The organism is Massilia sp. CFBP 13721 (assembly GCF_014842025.1).
Taxonomy (GTDB): domain Bacteria; phylum Pseudomonadota; class Gammaproteobacteria; order Burkholderiales; family Burkholderiaceae_D; genus Telluria.
The window spans coordinates 1-19452 of sequence record NZ_JACYUY010000015.1 but is presented as its reverse complement, the minus strand read 5'-3'; the positions used below and the strand labels follow the sequence as shown (position 1 = coordinate 19452).

Annotated in this window: 15 protein-coding genes and 2 pseudogenes; 8 read left to right on the top strand and 9 right to left on the bottom strand. The window is 65.6% G+C overall.

Annotation, left to right across the window (positions count from 1 at the left end):
• The first annotated feature begins 178 nt into the window (after positions 1 to 178).
• Together IFT60_RS15230 and IFT60_RS15225 are read left to right on the top strand one after the other, a co-directional pair.
• A complete protein-coding gene (locus tag IFT60_RS15230; RefSeq protein ID WP_192052975.1) occupies positions 179 to 3088 on the top strand; it encodes a TonB-dependent receptor in 2910 nt (969 codons plus the stop codon).
• Between the two features lie 496 nt (positions 3089 to 3584).
• Entirely contained in the window at positions 3585 to 4661 is a 1077-nt protein-coding gene (locus tag IFT60_RS15225) for an Ldh family oxidoreductase (protein ID WP_192052973.1), read from the top strand.
• A 54-nt stretch (positions 4662 to 4715) separates the two neighbouring features.
• Here IFT60_RS15225 and IFT60_RS15220 read toward each other — a convergent pair whose 3' ends face one another.
• The 6 genes and pseudogenes from IFT60_RS15220 to IFT60_RS15195 all read right to left on the bottom strand — a co-directional run bounded on the left by IFT60_RS15220 (position 4716) and on the right by IFT60_RS15195 (position 13451).
• A complete protein-coding gene (locus IFT60_RS15220) occupies positions 4716 to 5921 on the bottom strand; it encodes a hypothetical protein (protein ID WP_192052971.1) in 1206 nt (401 codons plus the stop codon).
• Positions 5922 to 6496: 575 nt separating this feature from the next.
• Positions 6497 to 7274, bottom strand: a pseudogene (locus IFT60_RS15215) (NtaA/DmoA family FMN-dependent monooxygenase); the annotation flags it as partial.
• A gap of 739 nt (positions 7275 to 8013) precedes the next feature.
• Positions 8014 to 8622, bottom strand: coding sequence for a hypothetical protein (locus tag IFT60_RS15210; RefSeq protein ID WP_192052968.1), 609 nt, complete (start codon positions 8620 to 8622; stop codon positions 8014 to 8016).
• 199 nt (positions 8623 to 8821) lie between these two features.
• Positions 8822 to 10462: a L,D-transpeptidase family protein gene (locus tag IFT60_RS15205; RefSeq protein WP_192052966.1), complete on the bottom strand. Its 1641-nt coding sequence runs from the start codon at positions 10460 to 10462 to the stop codon at positions 8822 to 8824.
• A gap of 10 nt (positions 10463 to 10472) precedes the next feature.
• A complete protein-coding gene (locus IFT60_RS15200) occupies positions 10473 to 11009 on the bottom strand; it encodes a metal-dependent hydrolase (RefSeq protein WP_192052964.1) in 537 nt (178 codons plus the stop codon).
• 225 nt (positions 11010 to 11234) lie between these two features.
• Positions 11235 to 13451: a molybdopterin-dependent oxidoreductase gene (locus IFT60_RS15195; RefSeq protein ID WP_192052962.1), complete on the bottom strand. Its 2217-nt coding sequence runs from the start codon at positions 13449 to 13451 to the stop codon at positions 11235 to 11237.
• 185 nt (positions 13452 to 13636) lie between these two features.
• Here IFT60_RS15195 and IFT60_RS15190 point away from each other — a divergent pair, with 185 nt between their 5' ends.
• Positions 13637 to 13948, top strand: coding sequence for a hypothetical protein (locus IFT60_RS15190; RefSeq protein WP_192052960.1), 312 nt, complete (start codon positions 13637 to 13639; stop codon positions 13946 to 13948).
• A gap of 39 nt (positions 13949 to 13987) precedes the next feature.
• Here the strand turns inward: IFT60_RS15190 and IFT60_RS15185 are convergent, their stop codons facing one another.
• The 3 genes from IFT60_RS15185 to IFT60_RS15175 form a co-directional block, all read right to left on the bottom strand.
• On the bottom strand, positions 13988 to 14176 hold the full coding sequence (locus tag IFT60_RS15185; protein ID WP_192052958.1) for a hypothetical protein: 189 nt from the start codon (positions 14174 to 14176) through the stop codon (positions 13988 to 13990).
• 18 nt (positions 14177 to 14194) lie between these two features.
• Positions 14195 to 14590: a hypothetical protein gene (locus IFT60_RS15180; protein WP_192053106.1), complete on the bottom strand. Its 396-nt coding sequence runs from the start codon at positions 14588 to 14590 to the stop codon at positions 14195 to 14197.
• Positions 14591 to 14751: 161 nt separating this feature from the next.
• Positions 14752 to 15663, bottom strand: a complete 912-nt coding sequence (locus IFT60_RS15175) for a LysR family transcriptional regulator (RefSeq protein ID WP_192052956.1) — start codon at positions 15661 to 15663, stop codon at positions 14752 to 14754.
• A gap of 109 nt (positions 15664 to 15772) precedes the next feature.
• Between IFT60_RS15175 and IFT60_RS15170 the strand changes: the two genes are divergently transcribed.
• From IFT60_RS15170 to maiA, 5 genes and pseudogenes are all read left to right on the top strand, one after another.
• Entirely contained in the window at positions 15773 to 16978 is a 1206-nt protein-coding gene (locus IFT60_RS15170) for a 3-hydroxybenzoate 6-monooxygenase (protein ID WP_192052954.1), read from the top strand.
• 20 nt (positions 16979 to 16998) lie between these two features.
• A pseudogene (locus IFT60_RS26585) lies at positions 16999 to 17488 on the top strand (cupin domain-containing protein); the annotation flags it as partial.
• 1 nt (position 17489) lies between these two features.
• On the top strand, positions 17490 to 18000 hold a 511-nt coding region (locus tag IFT60_RS26580; protein WP_374011020.1), incomplete at its 5' end, for a cupin domain-containing protein.
• 21 nt (positions 18001 to 18021) lie between these two features.
• On the top strand, positions 18022 to 18732 hold the full coding sequence (locus IFT60_RS15160) for a fumarylacetoacetate hydrolase family protein (protein WP_192052950.1): 711 nt from the start codon (positions 18022 to 18024) through the stop codon (positions 18730 to 18732).
• 2 nt (positions 18733 to 18734) lie between these two features.
• On the top strand, positions 18735 to 19379 hold the full coding sequence (gene maiA, locus IFT60_RS15155) for a maleylacetoacetate isomerase (protein WP_192053104.1): 645 nt from the start codon (positions 18735 to 18737) through the stop codon (positions 19377 to 19379).
• Positions 19380 to 19452 lie beyond the last annotated feature (73 nt).

Genomic DNA, 19452 nt, shown 5'->3' with positions numbered 1-19452 from the left:
GTTTCGTTCGGCTTCTGACGCGGGCACAGGTCAGACCGATCAAACCAACGGGTTAAAGTGGCCTGAATACAACAGTAAAGTGGCCCGACCAGAGTTAGCTCTGGTAGTGTCAGCGGGAAAGAGTTACCTTCCTTACATTGCTGTACCTACAACAACGTAAAACATCAGGAGACTCCGCATGCACCGCCATACGCTTCCGCTCAAGCTCACCATCCTCGCCTCGGCCTTGCTGGCCATCGGCGCCCCGGCCCACGCGCAGGAAACGACCGAAGTTCCCCAGACCGTGGTCGTGACCGGCCTGCGCGCCTCGCTCGAGAGTGCGCTGAGCGCGAAGCGGACGGAAAACAGCATCGTCGACGTGGTCAAGGCCGAGGACATCGGCAAGTTCCCCGATACGAACCTGGCCGAATCGCTGCAGCGGGTGCCTGGCGTGGCGATCGACCGCGACGCCGGCGAAGGACGCAGCATCACCGTGCGCGGTCTCGGCTCCGATTTTACGCGCGTGCGCATCAACGGCATCGAGGGCCTGGCCACCACCGGCGGCACCGACAGCTCGGGCGGCAACAACCGCGGCCGCGGCTTCGACTTCAACGTCTTCGCTTCCGAACTGTTCAGCTCCCTCACGGTGCGCAAGAGTTCCTCGGCCGAGATCGAGGAAGGCTCGCTCGGCGCCACCGTCGACCTGCAGACCATGCGCCCGTTCGACACCCCCAAGCGCGGCTTCAACGCCACGGTGATGGCCAAGGCGCGCTACAACGACATCTCGAAAAATACCGATCCGCGTACCGCCTTCATGTTGTCGAATACCTTCAACAACAACACGATGGGCTTCCTGATCTCGGGCGCCTTCTCGAAGCGTAACGTGTACGAGGAAGGCTTCTCGACCGTGCGCTGGGATAACGGCCCGTCCTCGGGCGGCTGGTGTGCCCCGCTCGGCGGCAGCGTCACCTCCGCCAACTGCGCCACGCCGGTCGCCGGCTTCCCGACCGCCACGCGCCTGCCGGCCAGCGCCGCCGCGACCGCCGCCTACAACACCGCCTCGAGCGCCACCAACTTCCACCCGCGCCTGCCGCGCTACGGCCGCCTGACGCACGACCAGGACCGCGTCGGCCTGACCGCCTCGTTCGAGTGGAAGCCAATGAAGGGCACGCGCATCTCGCTCGACATGCTGTACGCCGACCTGTCGGCCACGCGCGAGGAAAGCTACCTGGAAGCGATCTCGTTCAGCCGCTCCGCCTCGCAGGGCGGCAAGCCGCAGACCTCGGTGGTGCAGGCCGAGTACGACGCCCAGGGCCGCCTGCAATACGGCGTCTTCAACGGCGTCGACATCCGCTCCGAGACGCGTTTCGACGACCTGTCGACCAAGTTCACCCAGCCGACCCTGACGGTGGCCCACCGCATCAGCGACACGCTCGAGATGAACGCCCGCATCGGGCGCGCCAAGTCGGACTTCAAGAACCCATCCCAGACCACGGTGACGCTGGACGCGCCGAACGTCAACGGCTACACGATCGACTTCCGCAACGGCGACCGCCTGCCGCTGATTTCCTATCCGTTCGACCCGGCCAGCGGCGGCGCGCTCGGGATTTTCGGCGTGCCGGCCGGCGCCGCCAGCGTCACCACCGCCACCCCGAGCGAGATCCGCATCCGTCCGCAAGGCTCGGTCAACCAGAACGACGTCGCCCACCTCGACCTGGCCTGGCGCGCCACCGACACCTGGACCTTCAAGGGTGGCGCCGACCTGAAGACCTACAAGTTCAAGACCTACGAATCGCGCCGTCCGAACGCTTCGGGCGAAGCGATCTACAGCCTGCCGGCCGGCACCAGCCTCTCCAGCATCACGCGCGTGCTGTCCGGCTTCGGCGATGGCCTCGACCTGCCCGCCGGCAGCGCCACCAGCTGGCTGATCCCGGACGTGCAGGCCATCACCAAACTGTACGACGCCTACTGCAACTGCCTGAAGAGCGGCCCGGCCGGCGGCCCCGGCGACTTCACGCTGACCTCGACCACCAACGGCAATGCGCGCGGCAACAACCGCGACATCAAGGAAGAAGACAAGGGCGTGTTCCTGCAGGCCGACTTCGACAGCGAAGTGTACGGCCTGCCACTGCGCGGCAACATCGGCGGCCGCTACGTCAAGACCAAACTGACCGCGCAGGGCTACCTAGCCACCGGCGGCGGCACCCCCGTCACCGCGACCAACGCCTACAACGACTTCCTGCCCTCGTTTAACGTGACCGCCAATGTCACGCCTGACTTCCTGGTGCGCCTGGCCGGCGCCAAGGTCATGTCGCGTCCGCCGCTGGGCAACCTGAACCCGGGCGGTACGGTCGCCACCTCCGGCTCGCTGTCGATCAACTCCGGCAACCCGACCCTGGCGCCGTTCCGCGCCAAGACGATGGACGCCTCGTTCGAGTACTACTTCAAGAACAAGGCCTTCTTCGGCCTCGGCCTGTTCCAGAAGAACATCGACAGCTACATCCAGGCCATCCGCCAGTCGCTGCCGTTCAACCAGACCGGCCTGCCGACGACGCTGCTGCCGGCCAGCTTCAACGGCACCGAAGTGTTCGACGTCACTTCGTTCGCCAACACGCCGGGCGGCAAGCTGCGCGGCTACGAGCTGAACTACCAGCAGCCCTTCACCTTCCTGCCGGCCTGGGGCCGCAACTTCGGCCTGATCGCCAACTACACCAAGGTCAGCTCGAAGATCAACTACCTGATCTCGGGCACCGCGGCCAACAGCGGCACCGTGACCGACGATCTGGTGAACCTGTCGCCGAAATCGTGGAACACCACCTTCTACTACGACGACGGCAAGTTCAGCGCCCGCCTCACCGGCGCCAAGCGCTCGGGCTACCTGCAGATCGTGCCGGCACAGAACAACAACGACGTGCAGGGCAAGAACGAAACCTTCAACGTCGACTTGTCGGTGTCGTACAAGTGGAACGACAACCTCGAGTTCACGTTCGAGGGGGTCAACCTGACCAATGAAGAGAATGACCAGTTCGTGAGCCGGGCACGCAACAGTGTGCTGGTGAATCACGTGACCGGGCGCGAGTTCCTGGTGGGGGCGCGCTACAAGTTCTGATGGCTGGTCTGCATTCGCAATGAGAAATCCTTGAAGCAGGGAATGCTGCTCAGTTAAGGTTAAGAGGCCACTCCAGATTCGCCGGAGTGGCCTTTTTGTTTGTCCCGGAAAACGCCTTGGACACGATGCTCGAAACGAGGCGATCGTCGGGGGGACTCTTGAGTCCACGCGGTACGTGGCGCGCATATCGAAACGCGGCGTACAGCCCGCTTCAGGTTCAACACGGCTGCCACTTTCAGGTCCGGAAGATGCAGCCCGCCGACAATGATGAAACTTCGGCGGTGTTCGGACATTCCGAGCGGTACTGGATGTAGCCGCCGTCGCCAACACGGGTCATATGGACTGGAGCGTAAATCCAATCACGTTCCGACGGCTTGGCTTTGTGGGCCACGATGCCGGAACGGCGCGCTTGCACTTCCCAGGCAGCAGCAGCGGTGCATGGCATCCTGCTAGACTGGCGAGCTTGCCACTTCCCCACCGACATCGACAAAACGCCATGGACCAGGAAACCTCCCGTTACTGCAGCAATGCCCTCTCCGTATGGATCACTGATGCATTCGCCGGGTGCGGCGTGGCACCGGACGATGCCGCTGCCGCTGCCCAGGTGATCGTGCGCACCAGCTTGCGCGGCATCGACACGCACGGCGTGGCGCGCGTCCCGGCCTATGTCGACCAGCTGCGCGCGGGACTGACCCGGGCGCAAGCCAGGCCGCGCACCTCGGGTAATCACGGCTTCCTGCACTGCGACGGCGACGGCGCGCTCGGCCAGCTGAGCGCCAGTACCGCGATGCGTGCCGCCATCGACCAGGCGCAGGAGACGGCCATCGTGGCGGGCACGGTGAGTAATTCGGGGCACATGGGCGCACTCGGCCTGTACGCCCTGCAGGCGGCCGAGCGAGGCCTGATCGCCTTCATTTGCCAGCGCACGCCGCCTATCATGGCCTTGCCGGGTGCGACCGCCCGGGCTATCGGCAACAACCCGATCGCCTATGCCTTCCCGGTGCCGGGCGGGGTACCGCTGGTGTTCGATATGGCGTCGAGCAAGGTGGCGCGGGGGAACGTTCTGGCCGCGGTGCGGCAAAAAGCGGCGGCGATTCCCGCAGGCTGGGCAATCGACCCTTCAGGACAACCGACGACCGATCCGCTTGCCGCACTGGCGGGTTCGATGTTGCCGATGAGCGGCCACAAGGGCGTCGGCCTGGCGATGCTGGTGGAAGGACTCGCCGGCAGCCTGAGCGGCATGGACTACGAGGGGCCGGGCGCCGCCGGCGCGATGCCGGGCGGCGTGGCGACCGCCAGCGCCTTCCTGTTCGTGATCAATCCGGACCATGTGTGCGGCCGGGAAGCGTTCGATCGTCACATCACCGCGTGGACCGCCCACTACCTCGCTGTTTCCGGTGTGGAGGCGCGCTATCCGGGGCAACGCCAGGCGCGGTGCGAGGAAGAGCGGCTGGTGCGGGGGATTCCGATGGATGCCGAACTAGTCGGGCAGTTGCGGCAAGTGGGTTCGCTGGTCGGCACGGCGTTCGAGGTCGAGCGCCTTACGCGGGATGGCGCGAGCGCGGCAGGCTGAACCGCTCGCACGGCCTGCGCATCGGCGTCCCGCGCCGCGTCGTGGCCGGCAATGTCAGCGCGCGCGGCAAGAGAACCCATGCTGGGTCACACTGCACCCGCGCTTGGCGCATTGCGCCGGCCCATAGCCCCGCTCCCTGCATGCCTTCAAGGTCGCTGCCGTCGTGGCAGCCGGCCGTGCGGGCTTTTTTGCGGCAACGGCGGATGCGCGTGCGGGCGGCCGGACCGGCTCGCGCTTGCGCCGTTCCTTTGCCGGCACGGTAGCAGCCGCGGACGGCGCCTGCGCCTTTCGGCTCGAGGGCTTCGGTGACGGCTTCGACGACGGCTTTGACGACGGCTTCGACGACGGCTTCGATGCCGGGGGAGCCGACCGTGATTTCGCGTCCTGCGGCGGCTTCGGCCGCGCCGGAAGCGCTGCCTCGCGCTTCACTGGTGGCGATGCCGGGTCGGCCTTGGTCGCCGTGTATTCCTCGGGCTTCAACATCACCAGCGGCGGCACGGCCGGCACAGGCGTGCTTGCGGCGGCGATGGGCTGCACGCGCGCGCCAGCGGCGGGTGCCGGCGTGACCTCCTTTGGCGCGATCGCCCCGTCGGCCCGCGCCATTTCCTTGGCCTGGCCAGCGACGAGCGCGAGCGATCCTGTATCGCTGCGTTCCTGGTACAACCAGCGGCCGCCCTGGATCAGCAGCCCGCCGGCCAGCACGCACGCGCCCCACAGGAAATAACGCCGCAGGGACCGCGTGGGCTCGCTCCGAACAGGCATGAATGGGGCGGCGGCCTGCGGTGGCGTTGCGGGCGGCGTGAAGTCGAACACCGGGTCTTGGGGCAACGCCGCGCCTGACGCCGGATTCCCGGCAGGCCTGTCCTGTTCCGCCATGCGCAGGGCCGGCTCGCGCTGGGACTGCGCCGGGGATGCCGGCAAGGGGAGTGTAAAGTCGAACAGTGGGTCCGGCGGCGGCGCGCTCGGCACCGGTTCGGTCACGGGAAGCACGAACCGCGCCTCCGGCGCGGTGATGTCCTCGACCGTGTCGTGCAAGGCCTGGGGCGCCGGCTCCCTCGCCTCTTCGATCACAGGGATTGCCGGCTCCCCGGCGGGTTTCTGCCTCCACACGCCCGCGGCAGCGCGGCGATCCGCAGGCCCGGCCTCCCATTCGACTACGCGGCCTGGCGCCTCCTTTGCGGCTTGCGGATGCCCGGCGGCGGCCGCCGGCAGGGAATATTCCGCGCTCAGTCCTATGTCTTCAAGCAATTGCGTCTTCATGATGTACTGCCCACCTCCCGATCTCAAGGGTAGAGCTTAGCGCCTTTTGGCATTCAAGCCTGCTCAGTTTGAAGATCAAGGTGCAAAGCGAATGGCTTGCCGGACTCCTCCTTCCTGCATGCCTAGTAGGCGTCGTGCCGGTTTTCCCGGAGTCGTCAGCGCCTGGTCAATCGGATTGGCTGGCCGCTTCTGTTGGTTAGTTACATTTATGGGTGGCGACCGATATTGGCCGGGTTTGGATGGAATACGGGTACGGCGTTGCCAGGGCCGGCGCGGCGGGATATCGCGTCCAGCCGACTTTTGACAACGGCTGACAGTCGGCGCCAGCACATGTCGGTCGCCGCCTGGTTGCGTACCGACGGCCGGGAATCAAGATGGCGCGCGCCGGAACGACGTCAAGCGGCGCCGGTATCGACCGACGCCGCTTCAACCCGGCAGGCCGCGTCAGTTCCTCTCCGCAGCCGACGCCCGCTCCGGCGTCGCCGCCATCGGCACCGGCGCCACAGCGCCATTGAGGTAGTAATCGCCAATCACCCGCTCGCGCAAGATCGCCGGATTACGCGACGCCGCCGTGCCAGGCCGGAAAAAATCTTGATGTCGTCGAAGCGCCGCCCTTCCTCGACCGCCAGCGTGCGGATGTTGGCGACGATCTTCGCCAGCGCCTTGCGATCCGGCGAAGCGCTTGCCGCGCTGCGAGGCGCCGGCCTGGAACAGTACAGGGGTGCGCTGGGGCGACGGTTCGGTCAGGTTATACACGCCATCGACCTTGTAGTACGGACCGTCGTGGAACACCCGGTGGATGCGCGCCGGGCCGGCATAGGTGGCGCGCACACGGTCGGCCAGCACCGCGCCATCTTCCCAGCTGCCCTCGAGCAGCTTGTAGAAGGCGGCCAGGAAATCGTCGCCGCGGTCGTAGCGGTCGTCATGGTCGATCTGCTGCTTCAAGCCGACGCCGCGCGCGGCGCTGTCGAGGTAACCGGTGACGATGTTCCAGGCCAGCCGCCCCATGGTGAGGTGGTCGAGCGTCGCCATGCGGCGCGCGAACAGGTAGGGATATTCGTAGGTCAGGTTGCAGGTGACGCCGAAACCCAGGTGGCGGGTGGCGTGCGCCATCAGCGGAATCACATAGGTGGGCTCATTCACCGGCAGCTGTACCGCCTCGCGCGCCGTGACGTCGATGCCGTCGCCCAGGACGTCGTAGACGCCGACGATATCGGCCAGGAACACGTTGTCGAACAAGCCGCGCTCGGGCAACTGCGCCAGTTCGATCCAGTAATCCGGCTTGTTATAGTCGACCGAGTTGTCGCGCGGGTGCTTCCACAACCCGTGATGAATGTGGCCGACGCAGTTCATGTTGAACGCGTTCAGGCGGATCTGTTTGCTCAATTCGCTTCTCCAGCATGGGCGCTGGCGCGGGGAACCGCTCAGCTGGAAGCCAGCGTAGCACCGGGGCTGTCGAATCGAAACCAACCAGAATTGCGTTCGTAATTCCTGAGGCGTTATAAGCTAAGCAGGCTGGCGGGATAGGGGCAAGCAGGTCGCTGGCGCCCGAATCGCTCGACCGGGCATTGGCTGATCTTCAGGCAAAGGTGTTTAGACCTGCAAGGTGGGCGGCCATACCTGAGCGCGTGCGTGCTCGCTTCCAGGATGCCGCCCACGCTTTCAACCACACTCTGAAACGTCGCGGCGAATTAACGGTTTGTAGAACGCGTGGCCGGCGCAAACGCCTCTGTTCGCAAACCGACGAGGTGAAGCCACCTGCACGCTCAAGCGCGCGTTCCTGACTGCAGGCGGGTGTATGCACCGACGGCGTGCATCTCGCGAGGCTTGCAGTCGAATCGCAGCGTGTACGTTTCCTCGCCCGACCTCAAGGTCATCGGCTCAGCCCGCACCTGGTTCACACGCCCTGCACGCCGTCGGCCTGTTTCGGGCACAGGTTGAGCGAGAAGCGCAGGCAGTGTCTCGAACGAACAGATGCCGCGTCGATCAGCGCTTCCAGGTTGCGGCTCCGGTCGTTGTCCTTTATCGACAGTAGGAGCTTGTCTTACGCGACGACGCCGCCCTTGCGCAGCCCTGCCCGACTGGCGCCGCATCACACCGTATAGCTCAACTTGCGATGTGCCGTGGGCGCCGTTTTCCAGGCTGCGTCGTTCGCCTTGGCCCAGCCGCCTGCACCGGCGAGCTCCTCGCCACCAGCCGCCATGACGTCGAGCTTCATTTTCCACCACATCGGATAATCCTGGGCTGGGCAACAAATAGACACCCATGGGTCGATCACGACAGCATTCGGGTTCCAGTTTGCAAAATTGTCGGGGAAGTACCCAAGTCCGTCGGGAAGCTGGTCGAGCACCAGGAAAATATGGTCGGCCGGCGCCTCCAGACAAACGAGCCGGAACTGTGGCAATTCGCTGCTGCCGGACAAGTAAACGCAGGCCGCGGCGCACTGCTCGAGACAGTTGCCCGCTTTCTTGCTGCTGACTTGACGCCCGTAGGCCACGATATCGGCCATCGTGCAATTGCGCGCCGGCGCCACCAGCTTCAACGCATTGACGGCAATCGTTGCAGACAGGCGCGTCGCCGGGTCACGCGGCGGATTCCACGCCTTCACTGCAGAGAGCTGACCCGCACCCTGGTTATTCGGTCCGTTGGGTACGCATGCCTTGGCGTACTTGAGAGCAGCTTGCGCAAGCGAGATCGGCATCGTCGTCTCCGAATTCGGTCAGGAATTTGAACATCGTAGCAGCAAATGGCATGCCGAAACATGGCAGTGACTGCTTTCGGGCCGGGCGACGCGCAAAAGGTGGAGTAGCTATCATCGACGCAGTCTTGTAGAAACCGTGGGAAGGCGCGCCGAGAAGTGCAAGCGGGTTGCGCACGCGCTGTCCAGCCAGCGCGACAGCTTATTGCGGCGGCCGGCCCGCCGCGGAGACGCGTTGCCTGCGGCGGGCCGCCAGTGCCTGTTCGAGCTTCGGGTCGCGGCCGTAGATATCCGCAGCAAAGCGCGGCTTCCCTTCCCTGTCGACGCTGGCTGTGGCGTAAAACATCACGACGGGAATCGCCTTGACCAGGTCCACGTGCCGGGTCGGTCCAGGCTGCAGCGCCTCCTGGATCGTATCGGCGTTCCATTGAAGCTGCCGGCCCAGCACGTACTGGGCCAGGGCCGCCGGATGTTCGACCCGGATGCAGCCATGCGACAGGTCGCGCCGGCTGCGCTGGAACGCCTCGCGCGCCGGGGTCGAGTGCAGGTAAATGTCCATCGGATTCGGCAACGCAAACTTGATCGCGCCCAGTGCATTCTTCAATCCCGGGCGCTGGCGCACGCGCGCCCGGCCTGCCTGGAGATCGGCTACGCTGGCGCCCGCAGGCACCGTCTCCATCTCGTTCTGCGCGAGGTAGGCTGGGTTGCGCTTGAGCTTGGGCAGGAGTTCCTTGTCGAGGATGCTGCGCGGGACGTTCCAGTACGGATTGAACTCGAGGTAGCGCATCTGGCCGACGAACAGCGGTGTTTCGGTCTTGACCGCGGAGCCGACCACGACCCGCATCTCGAGCGGCGCCGTGGCGCTGCCGGCATTCTGCAGCGCCCACAGGCGGTAGGCCGGCAGGTCGACCAGGATCAGCGGACCGGGGCCGACATCGGGCAGCCAGCGCAGGCGCTCGAGCGTCAGTTCCAGCTGGCGCACGCGCCGCGCCGGCGGCACGTTGAGGGCGTCGATCGTGCCACGGCCCAGCATGCCGTCATCGCTCAGTCCATGGCGGGCCTGGAAATGCCGGACGCCCTCTTCCATCCGCTCGTCGTAGATGCCGTCGGGTGGAAGCGGCGCATCGGCCGGCAGGTCGCCCAGCAGCACCAGGCGCGCATGCAGCGCCTGCGCCCCTGGATAGGCGCTGCCGGGCACGGCCTTGGCAGCCGGTCGCGGCAGCGCCGGATACGGCTGCCCGGACAGCGTGCGGTAAGCCGCCAATGCCGCCTTGACATGCCCGTACTGCCAGATTGTCGGCTGCGCAGCCTGCACCGCGGCCTGCAGCTTTCCGGCGGCGAGTCCGGCACGCAGGCGTTCGACCGGGTCGTACTGTTTCAGGCGCGGATCAGGCAGGCGGGTGTGGTATTCGGAGCGCACGCGGCCGACGCGCAGGTCCGCCAGGTAGCGCAGCATGGCCGCGGTCAGCGCGACGTCGAAACGGACGCTATCGGCTTTGCCTGCGCGCAGTTCGCGCTGCAGTGCGTCGGTGCCATAGTCGAGCGGGTCCAGGCCCTGCAGCCTGGCCTGGCCCAGCACCCACAAGGCTGCCGCGGCAGTCGACGGATTCCAGGCCGGCGCGTACTTGCGCGGGCCGTAGAAGCGATCGAGCCAGCCGCGTTCGTCGTAGGGTCCGGTGGGGACTACGGTCGACTGCGAGGCCTGGGCCGACAAGGCATGGATGGCGGCGGGTGCCGGCCGCGCCCCGGCGGTGGCATGGGCAAAACCGGGAACGAGTGCCGGGACGAGTGCCGCTACCGCACAGAGCACGAGCGCAACGCCGATTTTCTGGCTGAGCTTCATAACAGAATCATTAAAAATGCATCGAAGTCAAACAGGCCGGCATGACGAGACTGATGAATTTGCAGGTATATTCGTTGCCGAAATATACGGCGTCTACAATAACGAATGCCGCGGACCATGCCAGAAATTCAACAATCATGTCGCATCGGCCACTTTTCCATAAATTCAGAGAATGGCGACCGATAATCCACGGCACGCCGAGCGGATTCGGCCAATCAGCGAGCAAATGCATGATGCCACCCGCGGCAAAGCCAAATGCGACCGGTGCATAAACTGATTTATTCAGCGAAAAATATGAATAAGCCAATAAGACGACCCAGGCAATTCCCCAATGCGTCCAGGTCCGATGGGTAATCCACAGTTTTCGCTTCCTCGACCACCAGGCCACCTCGAGCCAGTCGGGCGCAGTTCCTCCGGAGATGCCCGCGACAACGGCGAGGATGCTCCAGATATGGTAGGGCCCACTTGCCCCCGCGTGAAATACAAGAGCAGCAGCAATCAACCCGGCAGCAATGCCGGTCGAATGATGCGCGTTACTGGAAGCCATGATTCTGAAACGATAGGCAGTCGACGATAAGGGACGCCAATATACAGTTCAGAAACAGGAAATCAAAATTTAAATGGGAATTCGGCAGTTCCGGTCATTGATCGAAAGGGATTTGCTAAAATAGCTTGCCTATATAGCATTGGAAAAGCGCCTCCTCATCATAAGATCGACAATATATTTGCGAATGTCGATTAATATGAAATCGCTGATTAAATTAACTTGCTCTCAGAGCGGTGCCATCTCCACCGCCACGCCGGACAGCACTGCATTCCCCGACAAGGGGTCGCGCAGGTTCTCGTCCAGCAGCACGTTCAGGTTAACGCCGGGCTGCTGCTGCGCCACGCCGAGACGGACGCCGGCCAGGTCGTGGCCCCAGCCATGCGGCAGGCTGACCACGCCGGGCATCATCTCGTCGCTCACCTCCACTTGTACCTCGACGCGGCGTCCGCCGTTACCGAGCCGCGCCATACCGCCATCGCGCAGGCCGAGCCGGGCTGCGTCGACCGGATGCACCAGCGCCGTACAGCGATAGGCGCCCTTGGCCAGCACCGGCAGGTTATGCATCCAGCTGTTGTTCGAGCGCAGCTGGCGCCGTCCGACGATGACGAGATCCGGCGCGGGCGCAGCCAGGTCCGCCGCCACCCGCGCCAGGTCATCGATCAGCATGGACGGCGCGAGTTCGATTTTTCCCGATGGCGTGCGCAAGGCTTCGGGAATGCGCCGGGTCATCGGTCCGAGGTCGATGCCGGAGGGGGCTTGCCTGATTCTATCGAGCGTGAGGCCGCCGGGCACCCGGCCAAACCCGTCGCCGTACGGGCCGGTGCGCAAAGCCAGGTCCAGCAGGCGTTGCGGCCCGCGCTGCGGCGCCAGCGCCGCCATCACCTCGGTGGCAGCCGGACCGAAGGCCTTGTCCAGCTCCTCCAGGAGCAAGGCGTCGTCCAGGGCCTCGATGTCGGCGTCGGCGCCCTTCCCTGCAGCGATCGCGGCGATGCGCAACACGCTCTCCCACTCGTCGGGCACCCCTGGCTGACGTTGAAGTACCGGCTCGCTGTAGCGCGCGTGGTTGCGGTGCGAGAACTGGGTGAAGGTGACGTCGTAATGCGCGTCCTCCAGCGGCGACGGTCCGGGCAGGATCACGTCCGCGTGGCGCGAGGTTTCGTTGAGGTAGATGTCGAGGCTGACCATGAACTCCAGCCGGTCCAGCGCGGCCGCCAGGCGCGGGCCGTTGGGGCTGGAGAGCACCGGATTGCCGGCGATGGCGATCAGCGCCTTGATCTGCCCGGGGCCGGGCGTGTCGATTTCCTCGGCCAGGCAGGTGATCGGCAGCTCGCCCGCCACTTCGACCGCGCCCGACACCCGCGAGCGATGGCGGCCGCTGACCACCCCGCGGCCGGCGCCCGGCTTGCCGCGCGTATTGGCAGCGAACGCCGCGGCCTTGGGAAACATGGCGCCGCCCTCCTCGTCGAGGTGGCCGCTCAGGACGTTGATCACATCGATCAGCCAGGAACACAAGGTGCCGAACTGCTGGGTGCAGGTGCCGATGCGGCCATAAATGGCGGCGCGCGGCGTGGCGGCGAGCGTCCGCGCCAGGCCGCGAATGGTGGCGGCATCGATGCCGCAGCGCGCGGCGACGCGTTCGGGCGCGTAGTCCCGCACCGCCGCGGCAAGCTCCTCGACGCCGTTGCAGTGCGCGCCCAGCCGGCCAGGACGCACCAGGCCTTCGTCGAACAGCGCCTGCACCATGCCGAGCAAGAAGAACACGTCGGCGCCGGGACGAATGAAATGGTGGGCATCGGCCACGGCGGCGGTCTCGGTGCGACGCGGATCGACCACCACCATCTTGCCGCCGCGCGCACGCAAGGCCCTGGCCTTGCCGCGGAAGTCCGGCACCGTCCACAAGCTGCCGTTCGAGACCATCGGGTTGGCGCCGAGGACCAGCAGGAAGTCGCAACGTTCGATATCGGGGACGGGAACCGACAGCCAGCTGCCGAACAGCAGGCCGCTCGACAGCATCTTGGGCACCTGGTCCACGCTGGACGCCGAGAACATGTTGCGCGTGCCCAGCGCCCGCGCCAGGCGCGGGAAATAGAGCATCAGGCTCATCTTGTGCGAAACCGGATTGCCCAGCACCGTCGCCACCGCGTCCGGGCCGCCGGCTGCGATGATCGGCGGCAGGCGCCGTTCGATCTCCGCATAGGCTTCGCTCCAGCTGGCTTCGACGAACTCGCCGCCACGCTTGATGAGCGGCAAGCGCAAGCGGTCGGGGTCGTCGTGCAAGTCCTTGAGGCCGATGGCCTTGGGGCACAGGAAGCCTTTTGAGAATACGTCATTCCGGTCGCCGCGAATGCGGACGACGCGGCCCTCCTCGACGTCCAGTTCGAGGCCGCAACTGGCCTCGCAGAAGGGGCAGATACGGTGGGCGACTGCGGTCGAGCTGGTCATGGCGAACCCTTGGGCAAGGAAAACCGAACGATCGTTCGATTGTGGTGCAGGGCTGGTGAACATGTCAAGCAGCTTGGCTCTCTTCTATACTTGTGGGAAATATCTCACATCACCATAAAAAATTGGCGCGTGATGCTGCACTGCACAATAATTCACGATCCCCCTCAAGAATTGAAGAACCCATCATGAAGAAATCGATCGCACTTCTCTGCTTCGCGCTCTGCACCGGTGCCGGCGCCGCAGCCCAGGCCGCAGACAATGACCACGCCTCCTGCACGCAACTCTCTTCCGACATCGCTGCTCGCAGCGTCCTGTTCGCGAAGGTCGCCGATGCCGAGCCGGCGCTGGCCGATATCATGCCGTCGGCCCCGGCAGCGGAGCGTCAAGGTGCCCACGACAAGACGCTTGCATTGCACAACCTTGCGAATGAAATCTGGTCGCTGCGCACACGCATGGCCTATCTAGATTGCACCCAGGCCAAGGCGTTTGCTTACTGAGCGGTAGGCGCTTCTGCTTATTGTTGAAACGTCCCGGTTTTACGACGAGCGCCCCTTCTTCATCATGACCAGCAAAGTCAGGATGCAGGCAAACACAGGCGGCCCCCAATCGTAGATCCGCAGCGGGCGCGAGCCCATGGTGGTGGAAAAAGCGACGACGACCAGCGTCCAGATGGCGGCGGCCGCGACCACGACAATGACATCCCTGCGGCTTGGTTTGGTATTCATGGCATGCATCCTTTACTGTTATTTGGACCAGAGGAAATGGGGCTGCGCCTTGCTGACCAGGAGTCCGGAATAGCTTTTGCCGTATGCCAGGATCAGCAGGCCACACAGCAACAGCTCCTGGGTCCCGGTAAACAACTGGCGCGGGTGCGGTGAAATGACGAGGTTCAGGTAGGCGATCTGGAACGCGATGCCGGCCATGACCGCCAGCGCCAGCGGCACGAAGAAATTGAACAACAACATCGACCCCAGCACGATTTCCAGGTACTTGATGAACGGGTAAAACCCGATGTTGTTCATTTCGGCGAGATAGGGACCGACAGCGCCGGCCTTGCTGAAATCCGGGATGACGCCGAAGACCGCGTAATTGATGCCGGATTTTAGAAAATGGATCGCGTAATAAAAACGCAGCCACATCACCAGGTACTTCCACGGCCCTTTTCCGGCATCGATCACTTGGTCTCCTTTGGGTTCTATTATGTGAAGTGAAGATCCCAATGTAGAGCGATCGTACAAGCCGAGCAACGGCCAGAATTGCAATTCTGCTATGCAGCCGGCGGCCGGCTCGGGCGGCCAGGTCAGCCCCCCGCCTCCTGGCCGAACAGGCCGGCAAACACCTGCCGCAACCAGCGGTTCGATCCATCGGCATGAAAGCGCTCGTGCCAGTGCTGCTTGACCTGGAAGCTCGGCAGGTCGACGGGCACCGGCAGCAGGCGCACGTCTTCGCTGTCGCCCATGGCGGCGGCGTAGCGGTGCGGCACGATGGCCAGCAGCTCGGTCTGGGCGACGATGCGGGCCACGCCGAGGAAGCTGGGCAGGCGCAGGACGACGCGGCGCTCGATGCCTTCGCGCGTGAGCACCTTGTCGACGATGGCGTGGCCGGTGCCGGAGGTGCGCACCAGCACGTGCTCTTCGCGGCGCAGCGCTTCCAGGTCGAGGTCCTTGTCGTTCCGAATGCGCGGATGGCGCTTCGACACCAGGCAGACGAAGTGCTGGTCGAACAGCTTCTGCTGGTAGAAGCCCGCCTCCAGGTGGGGCATGAAGCCGACCGCCAGGTCGACCCGGCCATCGGCCAGTTCCAGCGGGCTGTCGGGGGAAATCTTCGAGATCTCGACCTGGATGCCGGGTCCGTGCTCGGACAGGTAGTTCAGCAGGCGCGGCAGCAGGACGATCTCGCTGATGTCGGTCATGCAGATGCGGAACGCGCGCGTGCTGCCGCCCGGGTCGAACACCGGTTCGTCGAGGAGCGCGTGCTGCAGCGCCTGCAGGGCGCGGCGCACGTCGGCGATGGCGTTTTCGGCGCGCGGGGTCGGCTCCATGCCTTTCGCCGTGCGGCTGAACAGGCGGTCGTTGAAATGTTCGCGCAGCTTGCCCAGGCCCAGGCTGACCGTCGACTGCGGCAGCGCCAGGTTGTGCGCCGCGCGCGTGACATTGCCGGTCTTGTAGATCTCGTCGAAGATCAGCAGCAATTCGAGGTCGAAGCGTTTCATCGGGCTACCACTATTTAAAAAGCTGATTATAACAATCGGCGCCGATCAGTTTTCGATATAGTCAATCTGCGGCAGACTGGGTTCATTCAAGCGAAGTATGGAGCCCATCATGACCCCGAGCGACACCCATAAACCCACCGTCATCATTGCCGGCGCCGGCATCGGCGGCATCGCCGCCGCGCTGGCGCTGGCGCGCCTGGGCATCAGCGTGACGGTGCTGGAACAATCGCCGACGCTGGGCGAAATCGGCGCCGGCCTGCAGCTGGCGCCGAACGCCTTTGCCGCGCTCGACGCGCTCGGCGTCGGCGCCGCCGTGCGCGACCGCGCCGTGTTCACCGAACGCCTGGTGATGATGGATGCAGTCGACTGCAGCGAAGTCGGCTCCTTCGAAGTCGGCGAACCCTTCCGCGAACGCTTCGGCAATCCCTATGCCGTCATCCACCGCGCCGACATCCATACCGCCATCCTCGCGCACGTGCAGGACACGCCGCACATCGAGCTCGTTACCTCCTGCCGCATCGAGTCGATCGAACAGGATGTGGCGGGGGTCACGGTGCATGCGAGCGACGGCCGGCGCTTCCGCGCCGATTACCTGATCGGCTGCGACGGCATCAAGTCGGTGGCGCGCGACGTGGTGGTGGGCGACGCGGTGCGCGTCTCCGGCCACGTGGTGTACCGCGCGGTGGTGCCGGCCGCCGAGATGCCGGAGGCGCTGCGCCTGAACGCGCCGGTGCTGTGGGCCGGCCCCAACTGCCACCTGGTGCACTACCCGCTCAGGAGCGGCGACCAGTACAACCTGGTCGTCACCTTCCACAGCCGCGAACAGGAAGTCTGGGACGTGCGCGACGGCAGCAAGGAAGAAGTGCTGTCCTACTTCACCGGCATCGCCGAGCTGCCGCGCCAGCTGCTGCATTGCCCGTCGAGCTGGCGGCGCTGGAGCACGGCCGACCGCAACCCGGTCGGCAACTGGACGAAGGACCGCATCACCCTGCTCGGCGACGCCGCCCACCCGACCCTGCAATACCTGGCGCAGGGCGCCTGCATGGCGCTCGAAGACGCCGTCACCCTGGGCGAAGCGGTGCGCCACTGCGGCTTCAACATGGAAGCGGCGTTCGCGCTGTACCAGAAGTCGCGCATCGCGCGCACCGCGCGCGTGGTGCTGTCGGCGCGCGAGATGGGTCGCCTGTACCACGCCCACGGCGTCGAGCGCCTGGTGCGCAACGACCTGTGGAGGGGCCGCGAACAGCGCGGCTTCTACGACGCGCTGCAGTGGCTGTACGGCTGGAACGCGGCCGACTGCCTGGCCACCAACTGAACCCGATCAGGAAAACCACCATGCAACACACGACACCGCAGGACATCGCCGGCGCGCGCCGCGCCCTCTACGACGACATGCTGGGCCTGCACCTGACCCCGCTCTGGGAATCGCTCCATTCGCTGGTGCCGAAGCAGCCCTCACCCGGCTACGAAGCCGCGCTGTGGCGCTTCGCCGACCTCGCGCCGCTGCTGGCGCGCGCCGGCGCGCTGATCTCGGCCGAGGAAGCCGTACGCCGCGTGCTGGTGCTGGAAAACCCGGCCCTGCCCGGCAGCTCCTCGATCACCCATTCGCTGTACGCCGGCATGCAGCTGATCCTGCCCGACGAAGTGGCGCCGGCGCACCGCCACACCCAGTCCGCGCTGCGGTTCATCGTGCAGGGCGAAGGCGCCTACACGGCGGTCGACGGCGAACGCACCACCATGCACCCGGGCGACTTCATCCTGACGCCGTCCTGGGCCTGGCACGACCACGGCAACCCGGGCGCCGGCGGCGTGGCCGAACCGGTGGNCGGCGAAGCCGCCAGCCAGCAGGTGGCGCGCCCGGAAGGCCGCAGCCTGGCCGCCTACGGCTACAACATGGCGCCGGTGCGCCGGCTGCATACCCGTTCCAGCTCGCCGATCTTCAACTATCCCTACGCCCGCTCGCGCGAAGCGCTCGACACGCTGCGCCGCCAGCAGGAGATCGATGCCTGGGTCGGCGTCAAGCTGCGCTACATTAACCCGCTCACCGGCGGCGCCCCGATGCCGACCATCGGCGCCTGCATGCAGCTGCTGCCGGCCGGTTTCAGCGGCCTGCCGCACCGCAGCACCGACGGCACCGTCTACAGCGTGGTCGAAGGCAGCGGCAGCGCCACCATCGGCGGGCGCCGCTTCGATTTCGCGCCGCGCGACACCTTCGTGGTGCCGTCCTGGGCCACGCTGGTACTGGACGCGTCGCAGGACGTGGTGCTGTTCAGCTTCTCGGACCGCCCCGTGCTCGAAGCGCTCGGCATGCTGCGCGAAGAATTCCTCCCCGCTTGACGTTTAACGAAAGAGACCACCATGAACCAGCAATTCGTCTTCGCGCCGGCGCCCGCCGTCGGCCTCCCGGTCAATGGCCAGGAAGCCGCCTTCCCGGTGCGCCGCGTCTACTGCGTCGGCCGCAACTACGCCGCCCACGCGCGCGAAATGGGCTTCGACCCGGACCGCGAACCGCCCTTCTTCTTCTGCAAGCCGAACGACGCCGCCTCGATCGTGCCGGTGCCGGCCGGCGCTACCGTCGAGCTGCCCTACCCGCCGCGCACCGGGAACTACCATTACGAGATCGAACTGGTGGTCGCCATCGGCAAGGGCGGCCGCGACATCGCGCCCGAGGACGCGGCGCAGCACATCTTCGGCTACGCGGTGGGCCTGGACATGACCCGGCGCGACCTGCAGATGCGCATGCGCGAAGCCGGCCGCCCCTGGGAAATCGGCAAGGCCTTCGATTATTCGGCGCCGATCGGCCCGATCACGCCGCTGAGCGCTTCCGGCCCGATCGACGCGGGCGCCATCGCGCTGACGGTCGACGGCAAGACGGTGCAGAGCAGCGACGTCACCCACCTGATCTGGAACATCAGCGAAACCATCGCCCAGCTGTCGACGCTGTTCGAACTGCAGCCGGGCGACCTGATCATGACCGGCACGCCGGAAGGCGTTGGCGCGGTCGTGCGCGGCCAAACCATGCACGGCAGCGTCGCCGGCCTCACGCCGATCAGCGTCAAGGTCGTATGAACATGGAACTGCACACCTATTACCGCAGTTCGGCTTCGTACCGGGTGCGCATCGCGCTGAACCTGAAAGAATTGACGGCCGAGGAAAGCTACGTGCACCTGTCGAAGAACGGCGGCGAGCAGTTTGGCGCCGCCTTCGACGCCGTCAATCCGCAGCACCTGCTGCCCGTGCTGGAAATCGACGGCCTGGTGCTGCCGCAGTCGCTGGCCATCATGGAATACCTCGACGAGACGCGCCAGGGTGCGCCGCTGCTGCCGCCCGACCCCGCCGGCCGCGCACGGGTGCGCGCGCTGTCGCAGATGATCGCCGCCGACATCCATCCGATCAACAACCTGCGCGTGCTGAAGTACCTCGGCGCGGAGCTGAACGCGAGCCAGGACCAGAAAAACGCCTGGTACCGCCACTGGGTCGCGCTCGGCCTCGACGCGCTGGAGCGCCAGCTGGTCGGCAACCCGGCCACCGGCCGCTTCTGCCATGGCGACACGCCCGGCATGGCCGACTGCTGCCTGGTGCCGCAGCTGTACAACGCGCGCCGCTTCGACTGCGACCTCTCCGGCTATCCGACGCTGCTTGCCATCGACGCTCACTGCGCCGAACTGGCCGCCTTCCGCGCCGCGCATCCGGACCTGCAGCCGGACGCCGAGTAATCCGTAGATACCGTCTTGACCGTCAAGCCCTACATCGCAAATTTTGGATCGTAGGGCTTACCGGAATGGACGA

Excerpts from the sequence above, each read along its gene's own strand:
- IFT60_RS15225 (WP_192052973.1), top strand. The coding sequence starts at position 3,585 with ATGGACCAGGAAACCTCCCGTTACTGCAGCAATGCCCTCTCCGTATGG.
- maiA (WP_192053104.1), top strand. The coding sequence starts at position 18,735 with ATGGAACTGCACACCTATTACCGCAGTTCGGCTTCGTACCGGGTGCGC.
- IFT60_RS15170 (WP_192052954.1), top strand. The coding sequence starts at position 15,773 with ATGACCCCGAGCGACACCCATAAACCCACCGTCATCATTGCCGGCGCC.
- IFT60_RS15210 (WP_192052968.1), bottom strand. The coding sequence starts at position 8,622 with ATGCCGATCTCGCTTGCGCAAGCTGCTCTCAAGTACGCCAAGGCATGC.
- IFT60_RS15230 (WP_192052975.1), top strand. The coding sequence starts at position 179 with ATGCACCGCCATACGCTTCCGCTCAAGCTCACCATCCTCGCCTCGGCC.
- IFT60_RS15200 (WP_192052964.1), bottom strand. The coding sequence starts at position 11,009 with ATGGCTTCCAGTAACGCGCATCATTCGACCGGCATTGCTGCCGGGTTG.
- IFT60_RS15160 (WP_192052950.1), top strand. The coding sequence starts at position 18,022 with ATGAACCAGCAATTCGTCTTCGCGCCGGCGCCCGCCGTCGGCCTCCCG.
- IFT60_RS15185 (WP_192052958.1), bottom strand. The coding sequence starts at position 14,176 with ATGAATACCAAACCAAGCCGCAGGGATGTCATTGTCGTGGTCGCGGCC.
- IFT60_RS15175 (WP_192052956.1), bottom strand. The coding sequence starts at position 15,663 with ATGAAACGCTTCGACCTCGAATTGCTGCTGATCTTCGACGAGATCTAC.
- IFT60_RS15180 (WP_192053106.1), bottom strand. The coding sequence starts at position 14,590 with ATGTGGCTGCGTTTTTATTACGCGATCCATTTTCTAAAATCCGGCATC.
- IFT60_RS15220 (WP_192052971.1), bottom strand. The coding sequence starts at position 5,921 with ATGAAGACGCAATTGCTTGAAGACATAGGACTGAGCGCGGAATATTCC.
- IFT60_RS15205 (WP_192052966.1), bottom strand. The coding sequence starts at position 10,462 with ATGAAGCTCAGCCAGAAAATCGGCGTTGCGCTCGTGCTCTGTGCGGTA.
- IFT60_RS15195 (WP_192052962.1), bottom strand. The coding sequence starts at position 13,451 with ATGACCAGCTCGACCGCAGTCGCCCACCGTATCTGCCCCTTCTGCGAG.
- IFT60_RS15190 (WP_192052960.1), top strand. The coding sequence starts at position 13,637 with ATGAAGAAATCGATCGCACTTCTCTGCTTCGCGCTCTGCACCGGTGCC.